Source organism: Ruegeria sp. H6 (assembly GCF_056532975.1).
Genome location: NZ_JBQFOA010000002.1, coordinates 119,506 through 141,891, shown reverse-complemented (window position 1 = coordinate 141,891; position 22,386 = coordinate 119,506). Strand labels below are relative to the sequence as shown.

Sequence of the window (22,386 nt, the reverse complement as noted above, 5' to 3'; positions counted from 1 at the left end):
TTATTCAGGCCTGCTCGTGGGCGTTTCGGCCAGCGACAATAGCAGATCCAGATCCATATGCTGTTCGAGGTGATCGGCCAGCGCGTCCAGAACCTCTTCGACCCCGTCCTCGTAGTTGACGTCGGACGATGCGCCCAAGGTGGTCAGGTAACTTGCCCGGAACGCGTCCGAGGAAAAAATACCGTGCAGATAGCTGCCGCGAATGCGCCCGTTGGCGCTGGCCGCGCCTTCGGGGCGCCCTGCAACTTCTAGCCACGCACGGTCGCAGTCCGGGCCATCCGTATGACCCATATGAATCTCGTAGCCGCTGACCGGCTCACCATGCAGCAGGGCCGTTGCGTTGGTCAGGGTAACGGTTTTGGGCCCTTTCATGACGGTGCTGACATCCAGAAGGCCCAGGCCATCGACGGTGCCGGGCCGTCCATCGACACCATCAGGGTCGGATATCGTTTTGCCCAGCATCTGATATCCACCGCAGAGCCCCAGAACATGACCGCCACGGCGCACATGGGCATATAGATCGATGTCCCATCCTTGCGCTCGAAAATAGGCCAGATCACCGATTGTGGATTTGCTGCCGGGCAGCAGGACCAGATCAGCGTCACCGGGCAGGGCGCGCCCGGCTGGGATCACCTCAACCGACACGCCGGGTTCTGCGGACAGCGGGTCCAGATCGTCAAAATTGGCCATCCGCTCCAACTGTGGCACCACGACCTTGCAGGCACCGCCTTTGTTCGAGCGGATATCCATCATATCCTCGGCCGGAAGCCGCCACGCGTCATGGAACCATGGCACGACGCCCAAACAGTGCCAGCCCGTGCGCGTGGCGATGTCGTCGCGGCCTTCGTCGAACAGCGACACGTCGCCCTTGAAGCGATTGACGGCAAAACCGCGGATGGTGGCCAGGTCTTCCGTGTCCAAAACGGCCTGCGTGCCCACGATCTGAGCAATGACTCCGCCACGATGAATATCGCCGACCAGAACAACTGGCACGCCCGCGGCGCAGGCAAAGCCCATATTGGCAATGTCGCCCCTCCGCAGGTTGGTTTCTGCCGGGCTGCCCGCACCCTCGATCAGGACCAGATCGGCATCGGCGCACAACCGATCAAAGCTTTCCAGTGCCGCGTTCAGCAATTTTGACTTGTCCTTGCGGTAATCCGCGGCCCGCATAGTGCCTGCGCGTTTGCCGTGGACGATGACCTGCGCACCGGTGTCTGTTTCCGGTTTCAACAGGATTGGGTTCATATCCGTGTGCGGCGGGCGTTGCGCCGCGCGCGCTTGCAGCGCTTGCGCCCGCCCGATCTCGCCCCCGTCTTCGGTGACGGCGGCGTTGTTCGACATGTTCTGCGGCTTGAAAGGTGCAACGCGCATTCCGCGTCGCGTAAAGGCCCGCGCCAGACCGGCCACAAGCACCGATTTCCCGACATTGCTGCCGGTGCCCTGAATCATGATGGACCGAACCATGGCCTGTCTCCTATGTTGGCGGGCAGATGACCCGATTTGGGGGCAAAGGGAAAGACCTGGATGAACACTCCGGCGCATCTTTTGATCGGCGCTGCCGTTTTTGCGCGGCCTGCGCGAGGGCCTGTGCTTGCGGCGGCTTTGTTGGGGTCGCTGTTGCCCGATCTGTCGCTGTATCTGATGGCCGGGATCTCATTGCACGTGCTGCAAATCCCGCCGCAGGTGGTGTTTAACGAGCTTTACTACTCTTCTGCCTGGCAAACCATGTTCGCCATCGACAATTCCTTTGTGCTTTGGGGGCTGGTTCTGGCGCTGGGGATCTGGCGCGGCTGGCGGTTGGTGAGCATCGGGGCAGGGGCTGGGTTGTTGCATCTGGTCATGGACTTCTTCCTGCACGCCGGCGATGGCAGGCCGCAGTTCTGGCCTTTCAGTTCGTGGGTGTTTCACAGCCCGATCAGCTATTGGGATACCAACCACCACGCCGGGTTGCTGATACCGCTTTCTGTGTTTTTGTGTGTTGCGGCCTTTGTGGTTCTGTGGCGCCGTGGCCCAACACTAGGAGCCAAACTGTTCTTTACTGTGCTGCTGCTGGCCGAGGTCTGGGTTGCGCGGCAATGGCTGCTGTTCTTCTGAAACCGCGCAAAGAAAAACGCGCCCTGACCTGGCAGGAGCGCGTTTTTTCATGATCCGGCAATGCGGTGTTTAAGCGGCTTCTGCCTGCTGTGCGGCATTGCGGCGTTCGCTTTCTTCACGCGACAGCGCAACCGAGGTGCGCACACCGCGACCCACGAATTCCATCAGCCCGTCCACAACCCGTTCATTCGGGTCGATACCAGCGCAGGACAACACCTCGCGCCCATCGCGCGAGCGGGCCCAGCGGGCGATCTGTTCCGGGCCGTTGCCATATTTCTTGTCATCGGCGATAGCATCGTCGAGCGCAGCCAGTACGACGGCCGCAAAAAGTTTCCGGGCACGATTGCCTTGTTCGTTGTTAAAGGCAGTGCCGTCAACGAAATCTCTCATCTCGTTTTTCCTGTTTTTCTTGCTCTTGCAATTTTCGGCGTGACGGTCCTTATGACCTATTCGATGCGATTCGGATACACCTAAAATGCATAGTTGCGTTGCGTAAATTGCATGGCTTGCTGCAAGTGCAGCACTAGGTTTCGTTGTCTTGTCAGGTGTGGTTACGCCAGATATAGGGACAGGAACTGACGCATCAACCGTTTGTGAAGGAAATAAGTCATGCCCAAGATAAATGGGAACGAAATTCGCCCCGGCAACGTGCTTGAGCATAACAACGGGCTGTGGGCAGCGGTCAAAGTGGATCACGTAAAGCCCGGAAAAGGCGGCGCTTTTGCTCAGGTTGAGCTGCGCAGTCTGCGAAACGGATCGAAACTTAATGAACGGTTTCGTTCCGCGGACAAGGTCGAGCGGGTGCGCCTTGAGCAGAAGGATCAGCAGTTTCTTTACGAATCCGACGGCATGCTGGTGTTCATGGATTCCGAGACCTATGAGCAGATCGAACTGCCCTCGGAACTGCTGGGTGAACGCCGCCCGTTTCTGCAAGACGGCATGACAATTGTGGTGGAATTCTATGAAAGCGAAGCGCTGAACGCGACGCTTCCCCAGAAAGTGACCTGCAAGATTGTCGAGACCGAGCCTGTGGTCAAAGGACAAACCGCCGCGAACTCGTTCAAACCTGCGGTTTTGGACAATGGCGTCAAGGTGATGGTGCCGCCCTTTATCGGTCAGGATGAGATGATCGTTGTGAACACCGAAACCATGGAATATTCCGAACGGGCCTGACGCCTGGCCAGACAACAGGGGCTGTGTCTTGGCCCCTGTTTTTGCCTACAGCCTGCGATATTGCTGCGGGTTGTCGCCAAACAATTCCAATAGCAGATCGTATTTGATCCGGTTGGCGCTGACCTGTCGGTAAAAGGCAATCAGAAAGCTTGTCGGCCCTTGAATGCGGGTCAATCCGGTGGTGGCAGCCACCACAGTCCCGACATCGGTTTTTCCCTGCAGAACCAGCCATCCGCCTAGCATCAGTACGCCAACCGTTCCGGCGCCGTTGATCACGCTTAGCAGAAATTTGGCAGAAAGCTTCCAAAGAAACATGTGCCTGCGGGTCTCATAGATCTCATCGAATTTCCTCTCGATATCCTTTGAAGCCGCGCGCAAATCTTCGATGCTCAGATTGTCTGTGGCACTGCGCAGCACGCGCACGCGTTCTGCGACAAAGGCGTTCACCTTGCGTTGTGAGGCCAGAACGATGATGATTTGCGGCACGATCATCGACAGTGCAATCAGGCCCAGGCCCGGCTGTGTGGACGAGATATAGCCGATCACGCTGATCAACGTGCCGATCTGAACAACCGGATCGGAAAAGGCACCACCGGCGAATTTTCCCAATTCCTCCGCCTCGGCCGAAATAGCCGTCGACATCGTGCCTTTGCGCATGTTTTCACCAGCTTCGGCGACATCTATGGCCCGCGCCAGCAACCTCTGCCGGATCAGGCGGATCAGGTCCTCGCCCAAAGTTCCGGCGCGGTAGCCCAGCACCCATTTCAGACCGAGGCTGAGCAGGATGACACCCATCATGCCTGCGCCCAGCAGCAATAGATGGTCGACCTCGATCTGCTGTGCGGTCAGGTGGTTGATGATGTCGCGCTGAAACTCCAGCGGGGCGGCTGCAAGTGCGGCAATCGCAAGCGACAACACGATAAGAATGATCTGCCGGCCAGAACTGACGCGCCAGATCGTGGTATAGAGGCGAAACATTCAGGTATCCCGATCCATGGATTACCTCAGTGATACATCGCGTTCCGCCAGGATCAAACGGATAAACAGCCGGACCTAGGCCAGCAGCCGCAGCCGTGCCTCATCAGCCAACATCTCGCCTTTCGCACGGTCCAGGCGCAGATAGGCAATCGCCTTGCCTTGGCTTTGCGTAAACAGCGTACCAGCGGGTTTGCCGTTGAACGTGATCGCCGTGCCAACAGGGGCTGAGCCATCGATCTCAACCCGCCGCAGGCCCTTTTTCAACTCGGTCTTGTGCTTCATCCGGGCGGTGACTTCTTGCCCGACATAGCACCCTTTCTTGAAATCCAGACCGTTCAGAGCCTCAAAGCCGGATTCCAGAATATAGCTGTCAGGCGTCAGTTCGATTCCGGTCTCGGGGATGCAATGCCGCACGCGAATGGCATCCCAATCGGTGCCATCGTCGCTCTCTGATGCCGTGGAATAGAGGCGCCAGCCCATATCAGGGTGCCGCGGGTCCGCATGTGCGCCGCTCGGGGCAGGGCCCGTGCCGCGTTGCAGGTTCAGGTCGGTCCCTTCGATGGTGACATCAGCGCGCAGCTTGTACATCGTCAGCCGCTTGATGAGGTCATCGGCAAGGCCGTCGGCAACATCCAGCAGAACTGATGCCCCGTCGCGCAGCAAAAAGAAATCCGCAAGAAACTTGCCCTGAGGGGTCAGCAACGCCGCATAGATCAGCCCGTCATCCAGACGCGCAATGTCATTCGTGACCAGCCCCTGAAGAAAGCTGTCGGTGTCCGATCCGGTAAGTCGCAGAATGCGGCGCTGGGGCATGGATGGGTCCTCGTCTTTTGCTCTGGCACCGTGATATAGGGGATCGCGTCGCCATGACCAGAGGGTATCAGACGTGTCCGCTCCGATAAGCATCGTTATCCCGACCCTGAATGCGTCGCAGGAATTGCCGCGAAGCCTGCAGTCGCTTATGGAAGGTCTACACAGCGGTCTTATCAAAGAGCTGATCATCGCTGATGGCGGGTCTACAGACGCGACACTGGAAATTGCGGATGAGGCCGGGGCCAATATCGTACGATCCGCCCCCTCGCGCGGTGGGCAACTGGCCAAAGGCTGTGACGCGGCCATGGGTGAATGGCTGTTGGTGTTGCACGCAGATACCGAATTGCAACCGGGATGGGCTGCCGTTGTCTCGGACCATCTGGCCTCTGGTCGGCCAGCAGCGTTTCGGTTGCAGTTTCGTGCCAAGGGTTTCCGTCCGCGCTGGGTCGCCACCTGGGCGAACCTGCGCAGCCGTTTATTGGGCCTGCCCTATGGCGATCAGGGGCTGCTGGTGCGCAAGCAGGATTACCTGCGCGCAGGCGGTTACCCCGATCAGCCCTTGATGGAAGATGTCGCGCTGGTCAGGGCGTTGCCCCGTGCCACCCTGTTGCCGATCACAGCGATCACGAGCGCGGAGCGCTATGTGCGTCAGGGCTGGTTTCGGCGGGGGGCGCGCAATCTGTGGACACTGACGCGGTATTTTCTGGGGGCAGATCCAGAGCGGCTGGCACGGGCATACCGTCGTTGAAGGCAGTGCGCAGCTCGACGATGGACTTACCCAATCTGAAGGGCGCCGCAAAGCTGACCAGACACAGGGCCACAATCTGCAACACCAATATATGCGCGTTGGCCTGCAAGAATTCCCATTCCTCTTTCAGCTTGCTGACCTGTTCGATCAGATCATCATAGCTTTGGGCCAGGATAAGATAGTCCCCTGCAATCGCCGGGACTTTGCGGCGCATATTGTCAATTGCCGCCTGAGTTTCGTCGTCCAAAGAGGTAAAGACCAGAAACTGTTCGATATCGAACGCATCCGCCTTGGCGGCCATGTCGCGGGCCTCTTCCATATCGTCTTTGGGTCGACCGAACAGGATATGCAGGCCCTGCAGCGGGGCAACCTCGTTCGTTACGGCAATAAACAGAGGCAGATCGGCGTTCGAGGCGGTTGATGCAGACAGAAACTCGACCTTTTCGCACAGAACAGCGGTGTCGGGATCATATGCGGGGTCGCAAAACCTCAGCCGAAACCGGGCGGCATCCCGATCAAAGGCAAGCGTGGCGGCGTAGGCCACATCGATCTGACGATCCAGTCGCGAACTGTCCGAGGTATAGAGCCCAGCAAGCACAGCAACCAGCGCGCCGATGCCGCCCAGAACCACCCAGACAAGGTCTGCCAGTTTCCAGGCCCTGTGGCCCGCCGGCTTGCGAAACAGAAAACCGGTTCCGATCATTCCAATCAGAAAGGCCAGGATCAGCAGGGGCAGTTGATTGTCGGCAACAAAATTCATGGGTTTAAGTGTACGATCCGGGCCGTGGCTTACAACAGTCTTCACGCGCTGTTGTAACGGCTGAAAGATTCACGAGCCCGAGCTTTGCCCGAACTTGCGGAACAGTTTAGTGCGGTCAAAGGCCTGTTCCAGCTCATCCGTGCGTTGCTTGACGCTGTCCCACAGGCGTTCCTGCATCTCGGCAATCACGCATTCCAGCAGAACCATAAGCGACGCCATGGAATCCCAGGCTGAGGGTACGGCGATCCGTGCTGCAAAAGTATGTTTCGCCAGTCGATGGATCGGAGAGCGCCACTGATCCGTCAGCAGAACGATCTCGGCTTTGCGTTCGTGGCACAATTGCCCAATCAACAGCGTCGTATTCTCGTATCGGCGCACGTCTAGCGTCACCAGCACGTCGCCCTCACGCACTTCCAGCAGATCATGGGTCCATGACGCAGCGTCTGACAGCAGCTTTACATCCGGGCGGATCATCTGCAGGTGCAGGTAAAGGTATTGGGCGAGGGTTCCTGTGATGCGCCCACCCGTGATGAACACACGCCGGTTCGGATCGCAGAGTAGGCGGCAGACGCTGTCAAATTCCTCCGGATCGACCTCGTCAATTGAGCGCCGCTGGTTCTCCAGCGCCCGACGGGAGTATCTGTTCAGAATATGTTCTTCGGGCAGATCGTTTTGCCACAGGTCCCGTTTTGCAATGGGACCCGAGATCATTTCCTTGACCTCACCGCGAACGGCGGCCTGAAACTGCGGATAGCCGTCAAACCCCGTCTTCTGCAGCATGCGCGCCACCGTGGTGGTCGACACGGCGGCACTTCCGGCGAGTTCGGTAATGCTGCCCAACCCGGCCATTGGATAATCATCCAACAGCACATTGACCAACTGCCGTTCCGAGGGCGTCATCTCTTCTCGATGCGCCAGAAGCTTTTCGGTCACCCGCATGGTGCTTCTCCTCTGGTTGCAACATGGTTCTGTATAATTTTTGACAATGCAAGTGGGTCTGTCAGAAATTGTACAGGAAAATTATTGACAGGCGAATGACGAGTGTAGAGATTTTTCCGCATGGAATCGCATGACATAGAACAGGACTTTGGCGCAGTTGTTCACACGGTGCCGCCTGATGGGCCCCCGTCGGTCATTGTTGTTTGTGAACATGCGTCCAACCGTATTCCGGCGTTTCTGGGTGACATGGGGCTTGGCGAGGAAGCGCTGCAAAGCCATATCGCCTGGGACCCGGGCGCGTTGCCGATTGCGCAAGGGATTGCTGAACGGATGTCGGCCGCGTTGGTCTATGGTGGCGTCTCGCGTCTGGTCTATGATTGCAATCGACCGCCCGCGGCGAAAGACGCGATGCCGGTCACCAGTGAAGACACCATGGTCCCGGCCAACACGGTCATGTCGCAGTCTGAGCGCGCAGACCGCATCGCGCAGGTTTATGAGCCGTTCGCCAAAACCCTGTCCGAGGAGATTGCGGCTTACGCATCCACATTGCAGTTGATGGTAACCGTCCACAGCTTTACACCCGTTTACCGCGGTCAAAACCGCGAGGTCGAGCTGGGCCTGCTGCACGGTCAGGACAATCGGTTTGCCCAGGCGATGATGGCGGAAATCCCCGCGGGGCTGACCATCGTCACACGCCTAAACGAGCCCTATTCGGCAACCGATGGCGTCGCCCATACATTGGATCTTCATGCGTTTCCGAACGGGTTGCTGAACATCATGATCGAGGTTCGCAACGATCTGATCCGCACATCCGGGGAACAGCAGGCCATGGTCGACATACTGGTGCCTTGGCTGCAACGCACTTTGGCCGGATTCCAGCGGGAGGGCGCGGCGTGATCAAAGTTATGGCCGGATACGTGCGGGTTGTGGATGCGGTCAATTACCGGATCGGACGCGTGATGATGTGGGGCCTGTTCGTCATGATGGGGATCTTGTTGTGGTCCTCGATCTCGAAAACGTTTTTCCTGCCATCGCTTTGGACGCTGGAAATGGCCCAATTCGCGATGGTGACCTACTACATTCTGGGCGGGCCTTATTCGATCCAGTTGGGATCAAACGTGCGGATGGACCTGTTCTATCACAACTGGAGCCCGCGCAAGAAAGCCTGGTTCGATGCATTCACTGTGCTGTTGCTGATCCTCTATCTGGGCGTGCTGTTTTACGGTGGCCTGGGTTCGACCGCCTACAGCCTTGGCTATTGGGGGGACGAACCCGTCTCGTATTTCACCGGGCTTCTAACCGGCAGCGAAGAGATCGGGCGGCTCGAGCGATCCTCGACCGCGTGGCGGCCTTATATCTGGCCGGTCAAGGCGATCATGGTTTTCGGCTTCTTCCTGATGCTGCTGCAGGCGATATCGGAATTCTTCAAAGACATAGCCCGGATCAACGGGCAGGAGATCGGGGTTCGGCGGGCATGAGCCAGGAATACATCGCCATTTTCATGTTCGCATCGATGATGCTGATGCTGTTCACCGGACAGCGCGTCTTTGGTGCGATTGGTGCGGTGGCCACCGTGGCCGCACTGTTGCTGTGGGGAACCGGTGGGCAGGACATCACCTTTTCCGCCGCGATGAAGCTGATGAAATGGTATCCGTTGCTGACCCTGCCGATGTTCATTTTCATGGGCTATGTCCTCAGCGAAAGCCGTTTGGCCGACGACCTTTATCGGATGTTCCACGTCTGGATGGGGCCGGTGAATGGCGGGCTGGCGATTGGAACCATCGGTCTGATGGTGCTTGTCTCGGCGATGAACGGCCTCAGCGTGGCGGGGATGGCCATCGGGGCTACCATCGCGCTGCCTGAATTGCTGCGGCGTGGCTATGACAAGACCATGGTGACCGGCGTTATACAAGCTGGCTCCAGTCTGGGCATCCTTGTGCCGCCCTCGGTGGTGCTGGTGCTTTATGCCATGATTGCCCGCCAGCCGGTTGGGCAGCTATGGCTCGCAGGTATTGTCCCGGGTCTGATGATGGCCGCGCTGTTCATTCTGTATATCTGGATCCGCTGCCGTATCCAGCCGCATCTTGGCCCCGCGATGGAAGACGCGCACGAGGTACCGCGGGCCGAAAAAATCCGGCTGCTGGGGGCGGGGGCCCTGCCACTGATCATCTTTGCCGCGATGATGGTTCCGTTTGTGAACGGCTGGACCTCGCTGGTGGAAAGCTCGGCAATCGGGGCGCTGACGGCTCTGGCGGTGTCGGTCCTGAAACGCCGCATGACCTGGCAGATATTCGAGACCTGCACCAAGCAGACGCTGGCGATTTCCTGTATGTTCATGTGGATCATTCTGGCGGCGCTGGGCTTTGGCGCGGTGTTCGACGGGCTGGGCGCGGTCAAGGCCATCGACAGCCTGTTCACCGATCAACTCGGTCTGTCGCCCTGGTTGATCCTGATCCTGATGCAGCTGAGCTTTATCGTCATGGGCACGTTCCTGGACGACACCGCCATGCTGGTCATCGTGGCGCCCTTGTACGTGCCGCTGGTCGGCGCGTTGGGCTTTGATCTGATCTGGTACGGTGTGCTTTATACCATCACCACGCAGATCGCCTATATGACGCCGCCCTTTGGTTATAACCTGTTCCTGATGCGCGCCATGGCCCCGCCTGAGATCACGCTGCGCGACATCTACCGATCCATTTTCCCGTTTGTGGCCGTCATGGTGCTGGCCCTTACGATTATCATGATCTTCCCGGAAATCGCCCTGTGGCTGCCCGGCTATGTCTATGGAAATTAACAAGAATGCCCTCTGAAATGGGCGCAAAAACTTTAACGGAGAGGAAGACGACATGACAACAAGACGTAAGTTTCTGAAAACAGCCGGTGTTGGCGTTGCTGCCGCACCGCTAGCGGCGCCTGCGCTGGCGCAGAGCACCATCACCTGGCGGATGCAAACCTATGCCGGCCCCGCGCTGGCGGCGCATGTGATCGATCCGGCCATCGAGATGTTCAATAAGATCGCCGGCGACCGGATGCAGATCGAACTGTTTTATGCCGATCAGCTTGTCCCGACCGGAGAGCTGTTCCGCGCCATGCAGAAAGGCACCATTGACGCGGTGCAATCGGACGACGACTCGATGGCATCGCCGACCGAGGTGACCGTCTTTGGTGGCTACTTCCCGTTTGCGTCGCGCTATTCGCTGGACGTGCCGGTTCTGTTCAACCAGTGGGGTTTGAACGAGATCTGGGACGAGGAATATTCCAAAGTTGGCGTGAAGCACATCAGTGCGGGTGCCTGGGATCCGTGCCACTTTGCCACTAAGGACCCGATCAACAGCCTGGAAGACATGAAGGGCAAGCGCATCTTCACCTTCCCCACGGCGGGCCGGTTCCTGTCTCAGTTCGGCGTGGTGCCCGTCACCTTGCCATGGGAAGATATCGAGGTCGCCGTACAAACGGGCGAGTTGGACGGCATCGCATGGTCGGGCATCACCGAGGACTACACCGTCGGTTGGGCCGATGTGACCAACTATTTCCTGACCAACAACGTGTCGGGTGCTTGGGCGGGTCACTTCTTTGCCAATATGGACCGCTGGAACGAGTTGCCGGAAGATCTGCAGACCCTGTTCAAGGTCTGCTGTGACCAGTCTCACTACTATCGCCAGTGGTGGTATTGGGGTGGTGAGGCCAACCTGCGCGTCAACGGCACCAAGATGCAGCTGACATCCATTCCGGATGAGGAATGGGCAACCGTCGAAGAAGCGGCAGTGAAGTTCTGGGATGAAATCGCAGCCGAGTCCGAGACCAAGGCGAAGGTCGTGGACATCTTCAAGCGTTACAACGCCGAAATGCTCAAGGCCGGGCGGCCTTACCGTTACGGCTAAGATCAATAGGGCAGGCGGTTGCGCCTGCCCTGACCAATCTGGAATGAGGCTGACATGACTCTCGACGATCTGAAGGCGCAGGTGACTGCGGGCGAGATTGATACCGTGCTGGTGTGCATGGTCGACATGCAGGGACGTTTGATGGGCAAACGGTTCCACGCAGGCCATTTTGTGGCCGGTGCCTGGGAAGAGACCCATTGCTGCAACTACCTGCTGGCCACCGATCTTGAGATGGGAACACCGGATGGCTATGCCTCGACCAGTTGGGAACGAGGGTATGGTGACTATGTCATGAAACCCGACCTCAGCACCCTGCGCCCTGTGCCATGGTTGGAAGGCACCGCGATGGTGATGTGCGATGTGCTGGATCACCACACGCATGAGGAAGTGCCGCACGCGCCACGCTCGATCCTGAAACGTCAGGTCGAACGGTTGAAGGTGATGGGCTATGACGCCATGTGCGCCACCGAATTGGAGTTTTTCCTGTTCGAAAAGAGCTTTGACCAGATCCGCAAAGAGGGCTTTCGCGATCTGGAGCCGATCTCGGGCTATAACGAAGACTATCACATTCTGCAGACCACCAAAGAAGAGCATGTGATGCGCCCGATCCGCAATCATCTGTGGAACGCGGGCATTCCGGTCGAGAACTCGAAAGGTGAGGCTGAGACCGGGCAAGAAGAACTGAACATCAAATACGCGCCAGCGATGGACACGGCCGAGTATCACTCAATAGCGAAGAACGCAGTCAAAGAGATTGCGTGGCAGCATGGTCACGCGGCGACGTTCCTGCCCAAGTGGCATCATGAGAAAGTCGGGTCGTCTAGCCATGTGCATCAGTCGCTTTGGGCGGATGGCAAGTCCGCGTTTTATGACGCGGATGACGCTCTGGGTATGTCGACGCTGATGAAAAGCTACATGGCCGGGCTGCTGAAATATGCCGCCGATTACACCTGTTTCATGGCGCCCTACATCAACAGCTACAAGCGGTTCATGAAGGGCACATTTGCCCCCACGCGGATCATCTGGTCGGTCGACAATCGCACCGCCGGGTTCCGCCTATGCGGCGATGGCACCAAGTCCGTTCGGGTCGAATGCCGTATTCCGGGTTCGGATATGAACCCCTATCTGGCGATGGCCGGGATGTTGGCTGCCGGGATCGCAGGTATCGAAGAGGGGCTTGAACTGCAGCCGCCCACAACCGGGGATGTTTATCAGGGTGAGACGGGGATGATACCCGGCAATCTGCGTGCGGCACGGGATGCTCTGCATGGGTCCGCCATGTTGCGAGCGGCCATGGGGGACGAGGTGGTCGATCATTATGCGCGTGCCGCAGAGGTTGAGATCGAAGAGTTCGAACGCGTGGTGACGGATTGGGAGATTGCCCGCGGGTTTGAGCGGGCGTAAGCCAAGGGACCGGTCGCTGCGCGCCCGGATGCCTTCGGCGAGAGTATTTTGAAAAAGATGAAGCAGGGTGCGCCCTGCAAACACTAAAGAGGTTGAGATGACACAGACACTGAAGTGTATCTCGCCGATCGATGGATCGGTCTTTGCCGAGCGTGAAGTTTTGACGCGAGATGCGGCGTTTGAGGCGGCAGGGCGCGCGCGCGAGGCGCAGGCCGCGTGGGCGGCGCGCCCGTTGCGGGAACGTGTTGATCTTGTGATGGCGGGTGTGGCGGCTGTTGGTGCCATGAATGATGAGATCGTGCCTGAACTGGCGCATATGATGGGCCGACCCGTGCGGTATGGCGGTGAGTTTGGCGGGTTCAATGAACGGGCCAGCCATATGGCCGCGATTGCCGAGGCATCGCTTGCCGATATCGCTGTGGGCGAGGACGAGACGTTCAAGCGCTACATCAAGCGCATTCCACACGGGGTGGTATTTGTGGTGGCCCCCTGGAATTACCCCTATATGACAGCGATCAACACGGTGGCCCCGGCGCTGATTGCGGGCAATGCCGTGGTGCTGAAACATGCCACGCAGACCTTGTTGGTCGGAGAGCGGATGGCGCAGGCTTTCCATGCGGCCGGTGTGCCAGAGGATGTGTTCCAGAATGTATTTCTCAGCCATGACGTGACCAACGATCTGATTGCGGGCAAGGCGTTTGATTTCGTGAACTTCACCGGCTCGGTCGGAGGCGGGCAGGCGATGGAGCGGGCTGCGGCTGGCACGTTTACAGGTGTGGGCACCGAGCTGGGCGGCAAGGATCCGGGTTATGTCATGGAGGATGCCGATCTGGATGCCGCGGTGGATACTCTGATCGACGGGGCGATGTTCAACTCGGGCCAATGCTGTTGCGGGATTGAGCGGATTTATGTGCATGAGAGCCTCTATGACGCCTTTGTCGCCAAGGCGGTGGAGATCGTGAAGGGGTATAAGCTGGGCAACCCGCTGGATGCCGAAACAACCATCGGCCCGATGGCAAATGTGCGATTTGCCGATGAGGTACGCGCTCAGATCGCCGAGGCTGTGGTGGCAGGGGCTGTTGCCCATATTGACACATTCTCCGAGGATGATGGCGGGGCCTATCTGACGCCACAGATTCTGACAAATGTGACCCACGACATGCGTGTCATGCGGGATGAAAGTTTTGGCCCTGTCGTGGGGATCATGAAGGTGTCGTCCGATGACGAGGCCGTTGCGTTGATGAATGACAGCGAATTTGGCCTGACCGCCAGCCTCTGGACCCGCGATGTGGATCGTGCCGCGCGCATTGGAGATCAGATCGAAACCGGCACCGTGTTCATGAACCGGGCTGATTATCTGGACCCAGGCCTGTGCTGGACCGGCTGTAAGAATACCGGGCGAGGTGGTGGATTGTCGGTCATTGGCTATCACAACCTCACGCGCCCCAAATCCTATCATTTGAAAAAGGTGACAACATGAGCCTTGTTGGAAACTGGTCCTATCCGACCGCAATCAAGTTCGGCGCCGGGCGCATCAAAGAACTACCCGAAGCCTGCGCCGCGGCGAGTATGAAACGCCCGCTTTTGGTGACGGATAAGGGGCTGGCCGATCTGCCGATCACCACGGCAACCCTGGACATTATGGAGGCCGCAGGGCTCGGCAGCGGCCTCTTCAGCGATGTGGACCCCAACCCAAACGAAAAGAACCTCGAAGCTGGCGTCGCGGCCTACAATGCGGGCGGTCATGACGGGGTGATTGCGTTTGGTGGCGGCTCGGGGCTGGATCTGGGCAAGATGGTCGCCTTCATGTGCGGTCAGACGCGGTCGGTCTGGGATTTCGAAGACATAGCCGATTGGTGGACCCGCGCCGATGCGGACGCCATCGCTCCGATTATCGCCGTGCCGACCACCGCCGGGACGGGGTCTGAGGTGGGGCGCGCCAGCGTCATTACCAATTCGGAAACTCATGTAAAGAAGATCATTTTCCACCCCAAGGTCCTGCCTGCCGTTGTGATCTGTGACCCGGAACTGACCGTCGGGATGCCGCAATTCATCACCGCAGGCACCGGCCTGGATGCGTTTGCCCATTGTGTCGAAGCGTTCAGCAGTCCGCACTACCACCCCATGTCTCAGGGCATCGCGCTGGAAGGCATGCGGCTGGTCAAGGACTATCTGCCGCGCGCCTATGCTGACGGCACCGACATCGAGGCCCGCGCCCAGATGATGAGCGCGGCGGCGATGGGGGCAACGGCATTCCAAAAGGGCCTCGGCGCGATCCACGCGATGAGCCACCCGATTGGCGCGGTGTTCAACACCCATCACGGCACCACCAACGCGGTCTGTATGCCCACCGTTCTGGACTTCAACGCCCCGGCCATCGCCGACCGGTTCCAGCAGGCGGCGGCCTATCTGGGCATCGACGGAGGCTTTGACGGGTTCCGCGCCTTCGTGCAGCAGTTCAACGATGCGCTGGGCATCCCGCGCAAGCTCTCGGATCTGGGCGTGACCGAAGACGCAATCCCTGAACTGGTCAAAGGCGCGATCATCGATCCGTCTTGCGGCGGCAATCCGATCGAATTGACTGAGGACAACCTGACCGCGCTGTTCAAAGCGGCGCTGTAACGGGGTTGCAGGCCCCATCCCTCACCTCGCATACTGAGGTGAGGGGAGGGTACCATGACCAAAGAGATTGTTCTGATCCACGGGGCTTTTGCGGGGCCGTGGTGTATGGAAGACTACGCCGGGTTCTTCCGCGCGTGTGGCTGGACGGTGCACACGCCCGCGCTGCGCTATCATGGCGGGGACCCTGAGGCCGAGCCTGATCCGGGCCTGACCGATACCAGTGTCATGGACTATGCCGATGACATCGCCACCTTTGTGCAGGAGTTGGACAGCAAGCCGGTATTGCTGGGCCATGCCATAGCGGGCGTCGTGGCGCAGCAGGTGGCGGCGCGCGGTTTGGCCAGCGCCATCGTCCTGATCAACCCGAACGCGGCCTGGGGGACGCTGCCCGAAACCGACGACGAACGCGCCGTGCCGCGCGCGTTGATGGAGGGCGGGGCTTTCTGGAAACAGCCCATGCGCGTCGATTTCGACCTGATGGCCCCCTTTGCGCTGAACAAAATGCCCGACGCGCAGCAGCGTGAGGTGTTCGACCAGCTTGGCCCCGAAAGTGGGCGGGTGATGTTCGAGATGTTCTTTTGGATGTTCGACGACCACCACGCGATGAAGGTGGATATCGACAAGGTCGACTGCCCGGTCCTGATCGTTTCGGGCACCGAGGATCGGGCCGTGAACCCCAACACCTGCCGCGCGCTGGCGAAGCTTTACGGAGACCGCGCGACGTTTCTGCCGATCGAGAACCACGCGCATTTTCTGTTCATGGAACCGGGCTGGGAAGGGCCAGCCGGGCAGATTGTGAAGTGGTTGGAGGGGGAGTTGGCGCCGGGCTGAAGCCCGGCCTACTGGGTGTTGAGATGTTCCGCGCAATCCAACCGATGCTTGATGCATAGCATCAAGCACGCGCCCGTCCCGCCCCCATCCCCTGCTTACTATTCGCTTAAAAAAGGGGCGAGCGTACTCGTTTGGGCGCTCTCCTGGGATCTAAGTTTGGCTTCACATTCGCTAGTAACGTTTTCACCAGCATGTATGTATTCTTCTTTTGGTATTCCAAAAAGTCTACGTAAATATGGGTCTAGTTTTTGTGGAAGATACGCCAGTACGACTGGCGCGAGTACTAGGAGAATAAGGAAGGGAACGAAATCGACAAATATACCGATTATGGAGCCCTGTGTTTCCGATTGGAGTATGGAAGAAATATATAGAACTGATAAACCAGAAATTACAAGAATGCAAAAAATGCCGAATAACCCTAGTTGCCAAGTGTCTGACGGACGGACAAATTTCTTAGATTCCAAATTTGGTAAATTTTTTAAGTCTCCACGTAGTTCTTTCTGGAGCGCACTGTCATGTGCCAGATAGATTGTAAGCGAAGCACCTCGAGGAATGTACACATCGGACAAAGAAATTGCGTCATTTCGTTCTTTCAGCAAAGCATGAGAACCATTGTTATTGTCTAAAACATGATTTGAGAACACGGTATTTTCGTTCTTTTTGTAGATCTCAATAGGTTTCGCAAAATCTTCGTCTGTTAAGCTCACGTCGGTGTTGTTCAGTAACGTAATTACGTCGGTTACCAAGCTTCTGCCTTTTAATCCTTCCTTTGAAATTGAGACCGAAAAACCTTCGGGTAAATCGGCCTTTATCCTTTCAATTCTGATCCATTGAAAAAAAGTTTCTTTTTCTTTCTCTCTCTGCGATTTTTTATCCAAAAGAACGCCCCAATAATTGAGATCGTACTAGCCACTCCATTTACATAGTCGCTGTTGTTGGAATAGATAGAAGACAAAAAATCAAACATCCAACTCCTCCACAAACCGCGCGTTCTCTTGAATATACTGGAACCGCAGTTCGGGCTTTTTGCCCATCAGGCGCTCGACGAGGTCTCCGGTTTCGCCGGGTTCGTCCTCGTCTATGGTGACGCGGATCAGTTTGCGCGAGGCGGGGTCCATCGTGGTCTCTTTCAGGTCTTTGGCGTCCATTTCGCCCAGACCTTTGAAGCGGGACACGTCGATCTTGCCTTTGCCGCCCAGACCTTTTTCCAGCCATTCGTCGCGCTCGGCCTCGTCCAGACAATAGACGCGTTTGGCGCCTTGGGTCAGACGATACAGAGGCGGGCAGGCCAGATACAGGTGGCCCGCGTCGATCATGGGCCGCATCTGGGTGAAGAAGAACGTCATCAGCAAGGACGCGATATGCGCGCCGTCCACATCCGCGTCGGTCATGATGATGATCTTGTCATAGCGCAGGTCGTCAACGTTGAATTTGGTGCCAAGCCCTACACCCAGCGCTTGGGTCAGGTCGTTGATCTCGGCATTGGTGCCCAGTTTCGAGCTGGCCGCGCCCAGAACGTTCAGGATCTTGCCACGCAAGGGCAGCAGGGCCTGCGTTTTGCGGTCACGGCCCATTTTGGCGGAACCGCCCGCAGAATCGCCCTCGACGATGAATAATTCGGTTCCGTCGCGTGTTGAACTACTACAGTCCACCAGCTTGCCGGGGAGACGAAGTTTCTTAGTGGCGGACTTGCGTTGCGTTTCCTTCTCGGCCCGTCGGCGTAGGCGTTCTTCGGCTCTCAGAATGAGAAAGTCGAGAATGGCGCCGGCGGACTTCGTGTCGGCGGCCAGCCAGTTGTCGAAATGGTCGCGGACGGAGTTTTCCACCAGCCGCTGTGCCTCGACTGTGGCGAGGCGGTCTTTGGTCTGGCCCACGAATTCCGGCTCGCGGATGAAACAACTGACCAAAGCGCAGCCGCCGGTGATCAGGTCATCGCGGGTGATCTGACCGGCTTTCTTGTTGTTGATCAGTTCGCCATAGGCCTTGATCCCCTTAAGGATCGCGGCCCAGAACCCTGCCACATGGGTGCCGCCTTCGGGGGTGGGGACGGTGTTACAGTAGGATTGGATGAACCCATCGCGCGAGGGCGTCCAGTTGATCGCCCATTCCACCTTGCCGGGGGTGCCGAATTTCTCGGTAAAGTCCACGGTGCCCGCGAAGGGTTGCTCAGCATAGGTGGAAGAGCCGTTCATCGTCTCTTTCAGGTAATCGGACAGGCCGCCGGGGAAGTGGAAACTGGCCTCGGTGGGCGTCTCGCCGTCATCGATTGCGGATTTCCAGCGAATCTCGACGCCCGAGAACAGGTAGGCCTTGGAGCGGATGGATTTGAACAATCGGGCGGGTTTGAACTTGTGATGGCCGAAGATGTCGGCATCGGCGTGGAAGGTCACAGTCGTGCCGCGCCGGTTGGGGGCTGCGCCGATCTTTTCCACGGGGCCCAGAGGGACGCCGCGCGAGAACCGCTGTTCGAACAGCGTCTTGTCGCGAGCTACCTGCACGACCATCGAATCCGACAGAGCATTCACGACCGACGCGCCAACACCGTGCAGACCGCCCGAGGTCTGGTACGCCTTGCCCGAGAACTTGCCACCCGCGTGCAGGGTACACAGGATGACCTCAAGCGCGGATTTGTCAGGAAATTTCGGATGCGGATCAATCGGGATGCCGCGCCCGTTGTCGCGCACAGTCAGGGCGTAATCTGCGTGCAGTTCCACTTCGATCCGGTTGGCGTGGCCTGCGACTGCCTCGTCCATCGAGTTGTCGAGGATTTCGGCCACCATATGGTGCAAAGCGCGCTCATCCGTGCCGCCGATATACATGCCGGGGCGTTTGCGGACCGGTTCCAGACCTTCAAGCACCTCGATCGAGGATGCGTCATAGGTTGTGGTCGCTTCTGGCGTCAACAGATCGTCGGGCATGGGTGCTGCTCTTGTTTTAAAGTTTCCCCCATTATGGCAGGTGATGTGGTCCGGGGAAAGAGGGACGCGAGGTGTAGTGGGGGAAATGTCATCTTTCGGCCCTTGGTTTCTCCGGTCACGGGCGGTGCCAACGGACGGCGCGTGGTCAAGAATAAAGTCTCAATCTGAAAATTAAACTTCTGTGCTTGTGTCGGGAACGGGCCGCGCCTATGGCTGAACTGATGAAAGAGGTCATGACATATCGCGGCCATATCAAGGCCATCTCGATACTGGGATTTCCGTTGATTGGCGGGCACCTGGCGCAATTCGCCATTGGTCTGACCGACACGATCATGCTGGGCTGGTACGGTGTCGAAGCCCTGGCGGCTGTGACACTCGCTGGTAGCTTTTACTTTGTCCTGTTCCTGTTTGGCGCCGGATTCGGGTGGGCGGTCATGCCAATGGTGGCGACGGCAGCTGCGGAAGCGGATGAAACATCCATTCGCCGCTCGACCCGGATGGGGCTGTGGCTGTCGTTGTTATATGCGATGCTGGTCATGCCCTTGTTGTGGTGGTCCTATCCTTTGTTGATTGCAACAGGGCAAGACCCGCAAGTCGCTGAAACGGCTGCGACCTACTTGCGGGTCGCCGGATGGGGGCTGTTCCCAGCGCTGGTCGTGATGGTGCTGAAATCGTATCTGGCCGCGTTGGAGCGTACGCAGATCATCCTGTGGATCACGGTCGCGGCTGCGATTGTGAATGCCATTACGAATTACGCGTTGATCTTTGGCAATTGGGGCGCGCCTGAATTGGGCGTCATCGGTGCCGCCATCGCGTCTGTGGTCACGCAGTTGGTATCGCTGGTTGCTGTCATTTTCTATGCAGTGCGTGCGTTGCCGGAACATCGCCTGTTTCAACGGTTCTGGCGCCCGGATTGGGAGATGTTCGGCAGTGTCCTGCGCCTGGGTGTACCCATCGGGCTGACGACACTGGCCGAGGTGTCTTTGTTCGCGACATCGGCTTTCATGATGGGCTGGTTGGGCCAGGTTCCGCTGGCTGCACATGGCATCGCGCTCAATCTGGCATCGGCCACGTTCATGGTCCATCTCGGCCTGTCGAACGCGGCCACGATCCGGGCGGGCAACGCCTTGGGGCGGCGCGACCGTGCACATCTGGAGCGAGGGGCCATCACCGCAACCGCCATGTCGCTGGTTATGTCGGTTCTGACCATCGTCCTGTTCCTGACTTGCGCGGAGCCTTTGATTTCGCTCTTCATCGAACCCGACGATCCCTTGCGCCCGCAGATCATTGCCATCGGCAGCGTGTTGCTGGCCATGGCCGCGCTGTTTCAGTTGGTGGACGGCGCGCAGGTGATCGCGCTGGGATTGCTGCGGGGATTGCAGGACGCCAAAATCCCTATGGTGATGGCGGCACTCAGCTATTGGGTCGTGGGGATTCCGGCCTCTTACTATTTCGGCTTCGTGCGCGGTATGGAAGGCGTCGGTGTTTGGCTGGGCCTTGTGCTTGGGCTTGCCTTCGCGGCGGTGCTTCTAATGGCACGATTCTGGCTGCGATCCGTCAAAACGGTCGAGTTGCAGGCGGCCTAGCCCTTGTTGATCCGGTCCGCCTTTTTGCGCACCAGGACCGAGCGCAGGTCATGCATCGCCATCAACAGCCGATCCGTGACATCCTCAAGCTGGTCGTCTGTGGCCTTTGACTGCGCCCATTGCGTTGTCAGGTTCAGGTAATCCACTGCCCGGTGGATGTCGTCGATATCCCGCTGCGCCAGCAGGGCCTTTCGCGCCTGCATCCACTGGTCGATTTCAGCGGTGTCTTCGTCAGTCAGGACGCGCTGGCCTTGTGGTTTGACATCCCCGTTGCGGATATTGATGACCGCGATCTGATCCATTTCGATACGCTGCTGGCGGTTTTCGGTATCCACCTTGAACACAGCCGCGCCATTTTCGCGAATGCGGAAATAGTATTTGGGAATGGTCGTCATCGCGGCCTCCGGCTCAGCTTAGGCTTGCACAGAACCGTTGAATGCGCGTGCAGGCTTCTTTCAGCGCCGCGTCCGAGGTCGCATAGCTGACCCGGAAGTTCGGCGACAGGCCAAAGGCCGCACCAAAAACAACGGCAACATCCGCCTCTTCCAGCAGGGCGGTGGCAAAAGCTTCGTCATTTTCAATGACCGTCCCGCCCGGGGTGGTCTTGCCGATCAATCCCGCGATTGAGGGGTAGACGTAAAACGCGCCCTCAGGCGTCGGGCAAGTGATCCCGTCAATCTGGTTCAACATCTCTACCACCAGATCGCGGCGGCGTTTGAACATGACATTGTTGGGCCCAAGAAAGTCCTGCGTCCCGTTCAGTGCCTCAACCGCAGCCCATTGGCTGACCGAGCAGGGGTTCGAGGTCGATTGCGACTGGATCTTACGCATCGCCGCAATCAACTCCACCGGGCCTGCGGCATAGCCTATGCGCCAACCGGTCATGGCATAGGCCTTGGAAACACCGTTGCAGGTCAGGGTGCGGTCATACAGGCCGGGCTCGACCTCGGCAGGGGTGCAGAACTGGAACCCATCATAAGCGAGGTGTTCGTACATATCATCCGACATGATCCAGACATGCGGGTAGCGCATCAGGACATCGGTCAGCGCCTTAAGCTCTTCGCGACTATAGCCTGCGCCGGTGGGATTGGACGGGGAGTTGAAGATGAACCATTTGGTCTTCGGCGTGATAGCTGCCTCTAGCTGATCGGCCGTCAGCTTGAAGGCATTTCCCAGCGTGGTTTCGACCACCACCGGGGTGCCACCGGCCAGCAGAACCATATCGGGATAGCTGACCCAATAGGGCGCAGGGATGACCACCTCATCGCCTTCGTTCATGGTGGCCATCAGGGCGTTGTAAAGCGTCTGCTTGCCGCCGGTCCCGACCGAGATCTGCGCGGGTGTGTAATCCAGCCCGTGATCGCGCTTCATCTTGGCGCAAGCGGCTTGCTTCAGCTCGGGGATGCCATCGGGCGCGGTGTATTTCGTCTTACCCGCCTCGATCGCGGCAACCGCGGCTTCCTTGATGTTTTGTGGCGTGTCAAAATCGGGTTCCCCCGCGCTCAGCCCGATGACGTCGCGGCCAGCGGCTTTCAACTCGGCTGCCTTGGCGGTCATCGCAATGGTCGGAGAGGGTTTGACGCGCGACAATGTCGCAGACAGGAAACTCATGGGTGCCTCGATTTGTATGTCGGTACCG

The 22,386-nt window shown here is 58.3% G+C and carries 21 protein-coding genes; 12 read left to right on the top strand and 9 right to left on the bottom strand.

The window, feature by feature from the left end:
- Complete coding sequence (locus tag ACR0AG_RS05375; protein ID WP_480837142.1) at positions 1-1,464, bottom strand: cobyric acid synthase; 1,464 nt, start codon at positions 1,462-1,464, stop codon at positions 1-3.
- Between the two features lie 60 nt (positions 1,465-1,524).
- On the opposite strand from ACR0AG_RS05375, the gene ACR0AG_RS05370 reads away from it, so the two are divergent.
- Positions 1,525-2,094 carry a cobalamin biosynthesis protein CobQ gene (locus ACR0AG_RS05370; protein ID WP_480837140.1) on the top strand — a complete coding sequence of 190 codons (570 nt, stop codon included), beginning with the start codon at positions 1,525-1,527 and terminating at the stop codon, positions 2,092-2,094.
- Positions 2,095-2,163: 69 nt separating this feature from the next.
- On the opposite strand, the gene ACR0AG_RS05365 is transcribed toward ACR0AG_RS05370, so the two are convergent.
- Positions 2,164-2,484 carry a DUF6280 family protein gene (locus ACR0AG_RS05365; RefSeq protein ID WP_170572372.1) on the bottom strand — a complete coding sequence of 107 codons (321 nt, stop codon included), beginning with the start codon at positions 2,482-2,484 and terminating at the stop codon, positions 2,164-2,166.
- Positions 2,485-2,703: 219 nt separating this feature from the next.
- On the opposite strand from ACR0AG_RS05365, the gene efp reads away from it, so the two are divergent.
- Entirely contained in the window at positions 2,704-3,267 is a 564-nt protein-coding gene (gene efp / locus ACR0AG_RS05360) for an elongation factor P (RefSeq protein ID WP_480837138.1), read from the top strand.
- Between the two features lie 45 nt (positions 3,268-3,312).
- Here the strand turns inward: efp and ACR0AG_RS05355 are convergent, their stop codons facing one another.
- Together ACR0AG_RS05355 and ygfZ are read right to left on the bottom strand one after the other, a co-directional pair.
- A complete protein-coding gene (locus tag ACR0AG_RS05355; protein ID WP_480837136.1) occupies positions 3,313-4,245 on the bottom strand; it encodes an ABC transporter transmembrane domain-containing protein in 933 nt (310 codons plus the stop codon).
- A gap of 75 nt (positions 4,246-4,320) precedes the next feature.
- Positions 4,321-5,058, bottom strand: a complete 738-nt coding sequence (gene ygfZ / locus ACR0AG_RS05350) for a CAF17-like 4Fe-4S cluster assembly/insertion protein YgfZ (RefSeq protein ID WP_480837134.1) — start codon at positions 5,056-5,058, stop codon at positions 4,321-4,323.
- Positions 5,059-5,131: 73 nt separating this feature from the next.
- On the opposite strand from ygfZ, the gene ACR0AG_RS05345 reads away from it, so the two are divergent.
- Entirely contained in the window at positions 5,132-5,806 is a 675-nt protein-coding gene (locus ACR0AG_RS05345; protein WP_480837131.1) for a TIGR04283 family arsenosugar biosynthesis glycosyltransferase, read from the top strand.
- Between the two features lie 829 nt (positions 5,807-6,635).
- Here ACR0AG_RS05345 and ACR0AG_RS05340 read toward each other — a convergent pair.
- Positions 6,636-7,505 (bottom strand): MurR/RpiR family transcriptional regulator, encoded by an 870-nt coding sequence (locus ACR0AG_RS05340; protein ID WP_480837129.1) that lies wholly within the window; start codon positions 7,503-7,505, stop codon positions 6,636-6,638.
- Between the two features lie 120 nt (positions 7,506-7,625).
- On the opposite strand from ACR0AG_RS05340, the gene ACR0AG_RS05335 reads away from it, so the two are divergent.
- The 8 genes from ACR0AG_RS05335 (at position 7,626) to ACR0AG_RS05300 (ending at position 16,243) form a co-directional block, all read left to right on the top strand.
- Positions 7,626-8,402 carry an N-formylglutamate amidohydrolase gene (locus tag ACR0AG_RS05335; protein ID WP_480837127.1) on the top strand — a complete coding sequence of 259 codons (777 nt, stop codon included), beginning with the start codon at positions 7,626-7,628 and terminating at the stop codon, positions 8,400-8,402.
- Positions 8,399-8,983 (top strand): TRAP transporter small permease subunit, encoded by a 585-nt coding sequence (locus ACR0AG_RS05330; protein WP_480837125.1) that lies wholly within the window; start codon positions 8,399-8,401, stop codon positions 8,981-8,983. Before ACR0AG_RS05335 ends, ACR0AG_RS05330 begins: the two co-directional genes overlap by 4 nt.
- The gene (locus tag ACR0AG_RS05325; protein WP_480837124.1) at positions 8,980-10,299 is read left to right on the top strand and encodes a TRAP transporter large permease; all 1,320 of its coding nucleotides are present in this window, start codon (positions 8,980-8,982) and stop codon (positions 10,297-10,299) included. Before ACR0AG_RS05330 ends, ACR0AG_RS05325 begins: the two co-directional genes overlap by 4 nt.
- A gap of 52 nt (positions 10,300-10,351) precedes the next feature.
- The gene (locus ACR0AG_RS05320) at positions 10,352-11,386 is read left to right on the top strand and encodes a TRAP transporter substrate-binding protein (protein ID WP_480837122.1); all 1,035 of its coding nucleotides are present in this window, start codon (positions 10,352-10,354) and stop codon (positions 11,384-11,386) included.
- A 54-nt stretch (positions 11,387-11,440) separates the two neighbouring features.
- Complete coding sequence (locus ACR0AG_RS05315; RefSeq protein ID WP_480837120.1) at positions 11,441-12,790, top strand: glutamine synthetase family protein; 1,350 nt, start codon at positions 11,441-11,443, stop codon at positions 12,788-12,790.
- Positions 12,791-12,887: 97 nt separating this feature from the next.
- Positions 12,888-14,270, top strand: coding sequence for an aldehyde dehydrogenase family protein (locus ACR0AG_RS05310; protein WP_480837118.1), 1,383 nt, complete (start codon positions 12,888-12,890; stop codon positions 14,268-14,270).
- Positions 14,267-15,412: an iron-containing alcohol dehydrogenase gene (locus ACR0AG_RS05305; RefSeq protein ID WP_480837117.1), complete on the top strand. Its 1,146-nt coding sequence runs from the start codon at positions 14,267-14,269 to the stop codon at positions 15,410-15,412. Before ACR0AG_RS05310 ends, ACR0AG_RS05305 begins: the two co-directional genes overlap by 4 nt.
- A 54-nt stretch (positions 15,413-15,466) precedes the next feature.
- A complete protein-coding gene (locus tag ACR0AG_RS05300; RefSeq protein ID WP_480837115.1) occupies positions 15,467-16,243 on the top strand; it encodes an alpha/beta hydrolase in 777 nt (258 codons plus the stop codon).
- Between the two features lie 98 nt (positions 16,244-16,341).
- Here the strand turns inward: ACR0AG_RS05300 and ACR0AG_RS05295 are convergent, their stop codons facing one another.
- Both ACR0AG_RS05295 and parE read right to left on the bottom strand, forming a co-directional pair.
- Positions 16,342-17,121 carry a hypothetical protein gene (locus ACR0AG_RS05295; protein WP_480837113.1) on the bottom strand — a complete coding sequence of 260 codons (780 nt, stop codon included), beginning with the start codon at positions 17,119-17,121 and terminating at the stop codon, positions 16,342-16,344.
- A gap of 81 nt (positions 17,122-17,202) precedes the next feature.
- The gene (gene parE, locus ACR0AG_RS05290; protein ID WP_480837111.1) at positions 17,203-19,161 is read right to left on the bottom strand and encodes a DNA topoisomerase IV subunit B; all 1,959 of its coding nucleotides are present in this window, start codon (positions 19,159-19,161) and stop codon (positions 17,203-17,205) included.
- A gap of 221 nt (positions 19,162-19,382) precedes the next feature.
- On the opposite strand from parE, the gene ACR0AG_RS05285 reads away from it, so the two are divergent.
- Positions 19,383-20,747, top strand: coding sequence for an MATE family efflux transporter (locus ACR0AG_RS05285; protein ID WP_480837745.1), 1,365 nt, complete (start codon positions 19,383-19,385; stop codon positions 20,745-20,747).
- Here ACR0AG_RS05285 and ACR0AG_RS05280 read toward each other — a convergent pair.
- Both ACR0AG_RS05280 and ACR0AG_RS05275 read right to left on the bottom strand, forming a co-directional pair.
- Positions 20,744-21,142: a hypothetical protein gene (locus tag ACR0AG_RS05280; RefSeq protein ID WP_480837108.1), complete on the bottom strand. Its 399-nt coding sequence runs from the start codon at positions 21,140-21,142 to the stop codon at positions 20,744-20,746. The genes ACR0AG_RS05285 and ACR0AG_RS05280 overlap by 4 nt on opposite strands.
- A 13-nt stretch (positions 21,143-21,155) precedes the next feature.
- Positions 21,156-22,358, bottom strand: coding sequence for a pyridoxal phosphate-dependent aminotransferase (locus ACR0AG_RS05275; protein ID WP_480837744.1), 1,203 nt, complete (start codon positions 22,356-22,358; stop codon positions 21,156-21,158).
- Between the last annotated feature and the right edge of the window lie 28 nt (positions 22,359-22,386).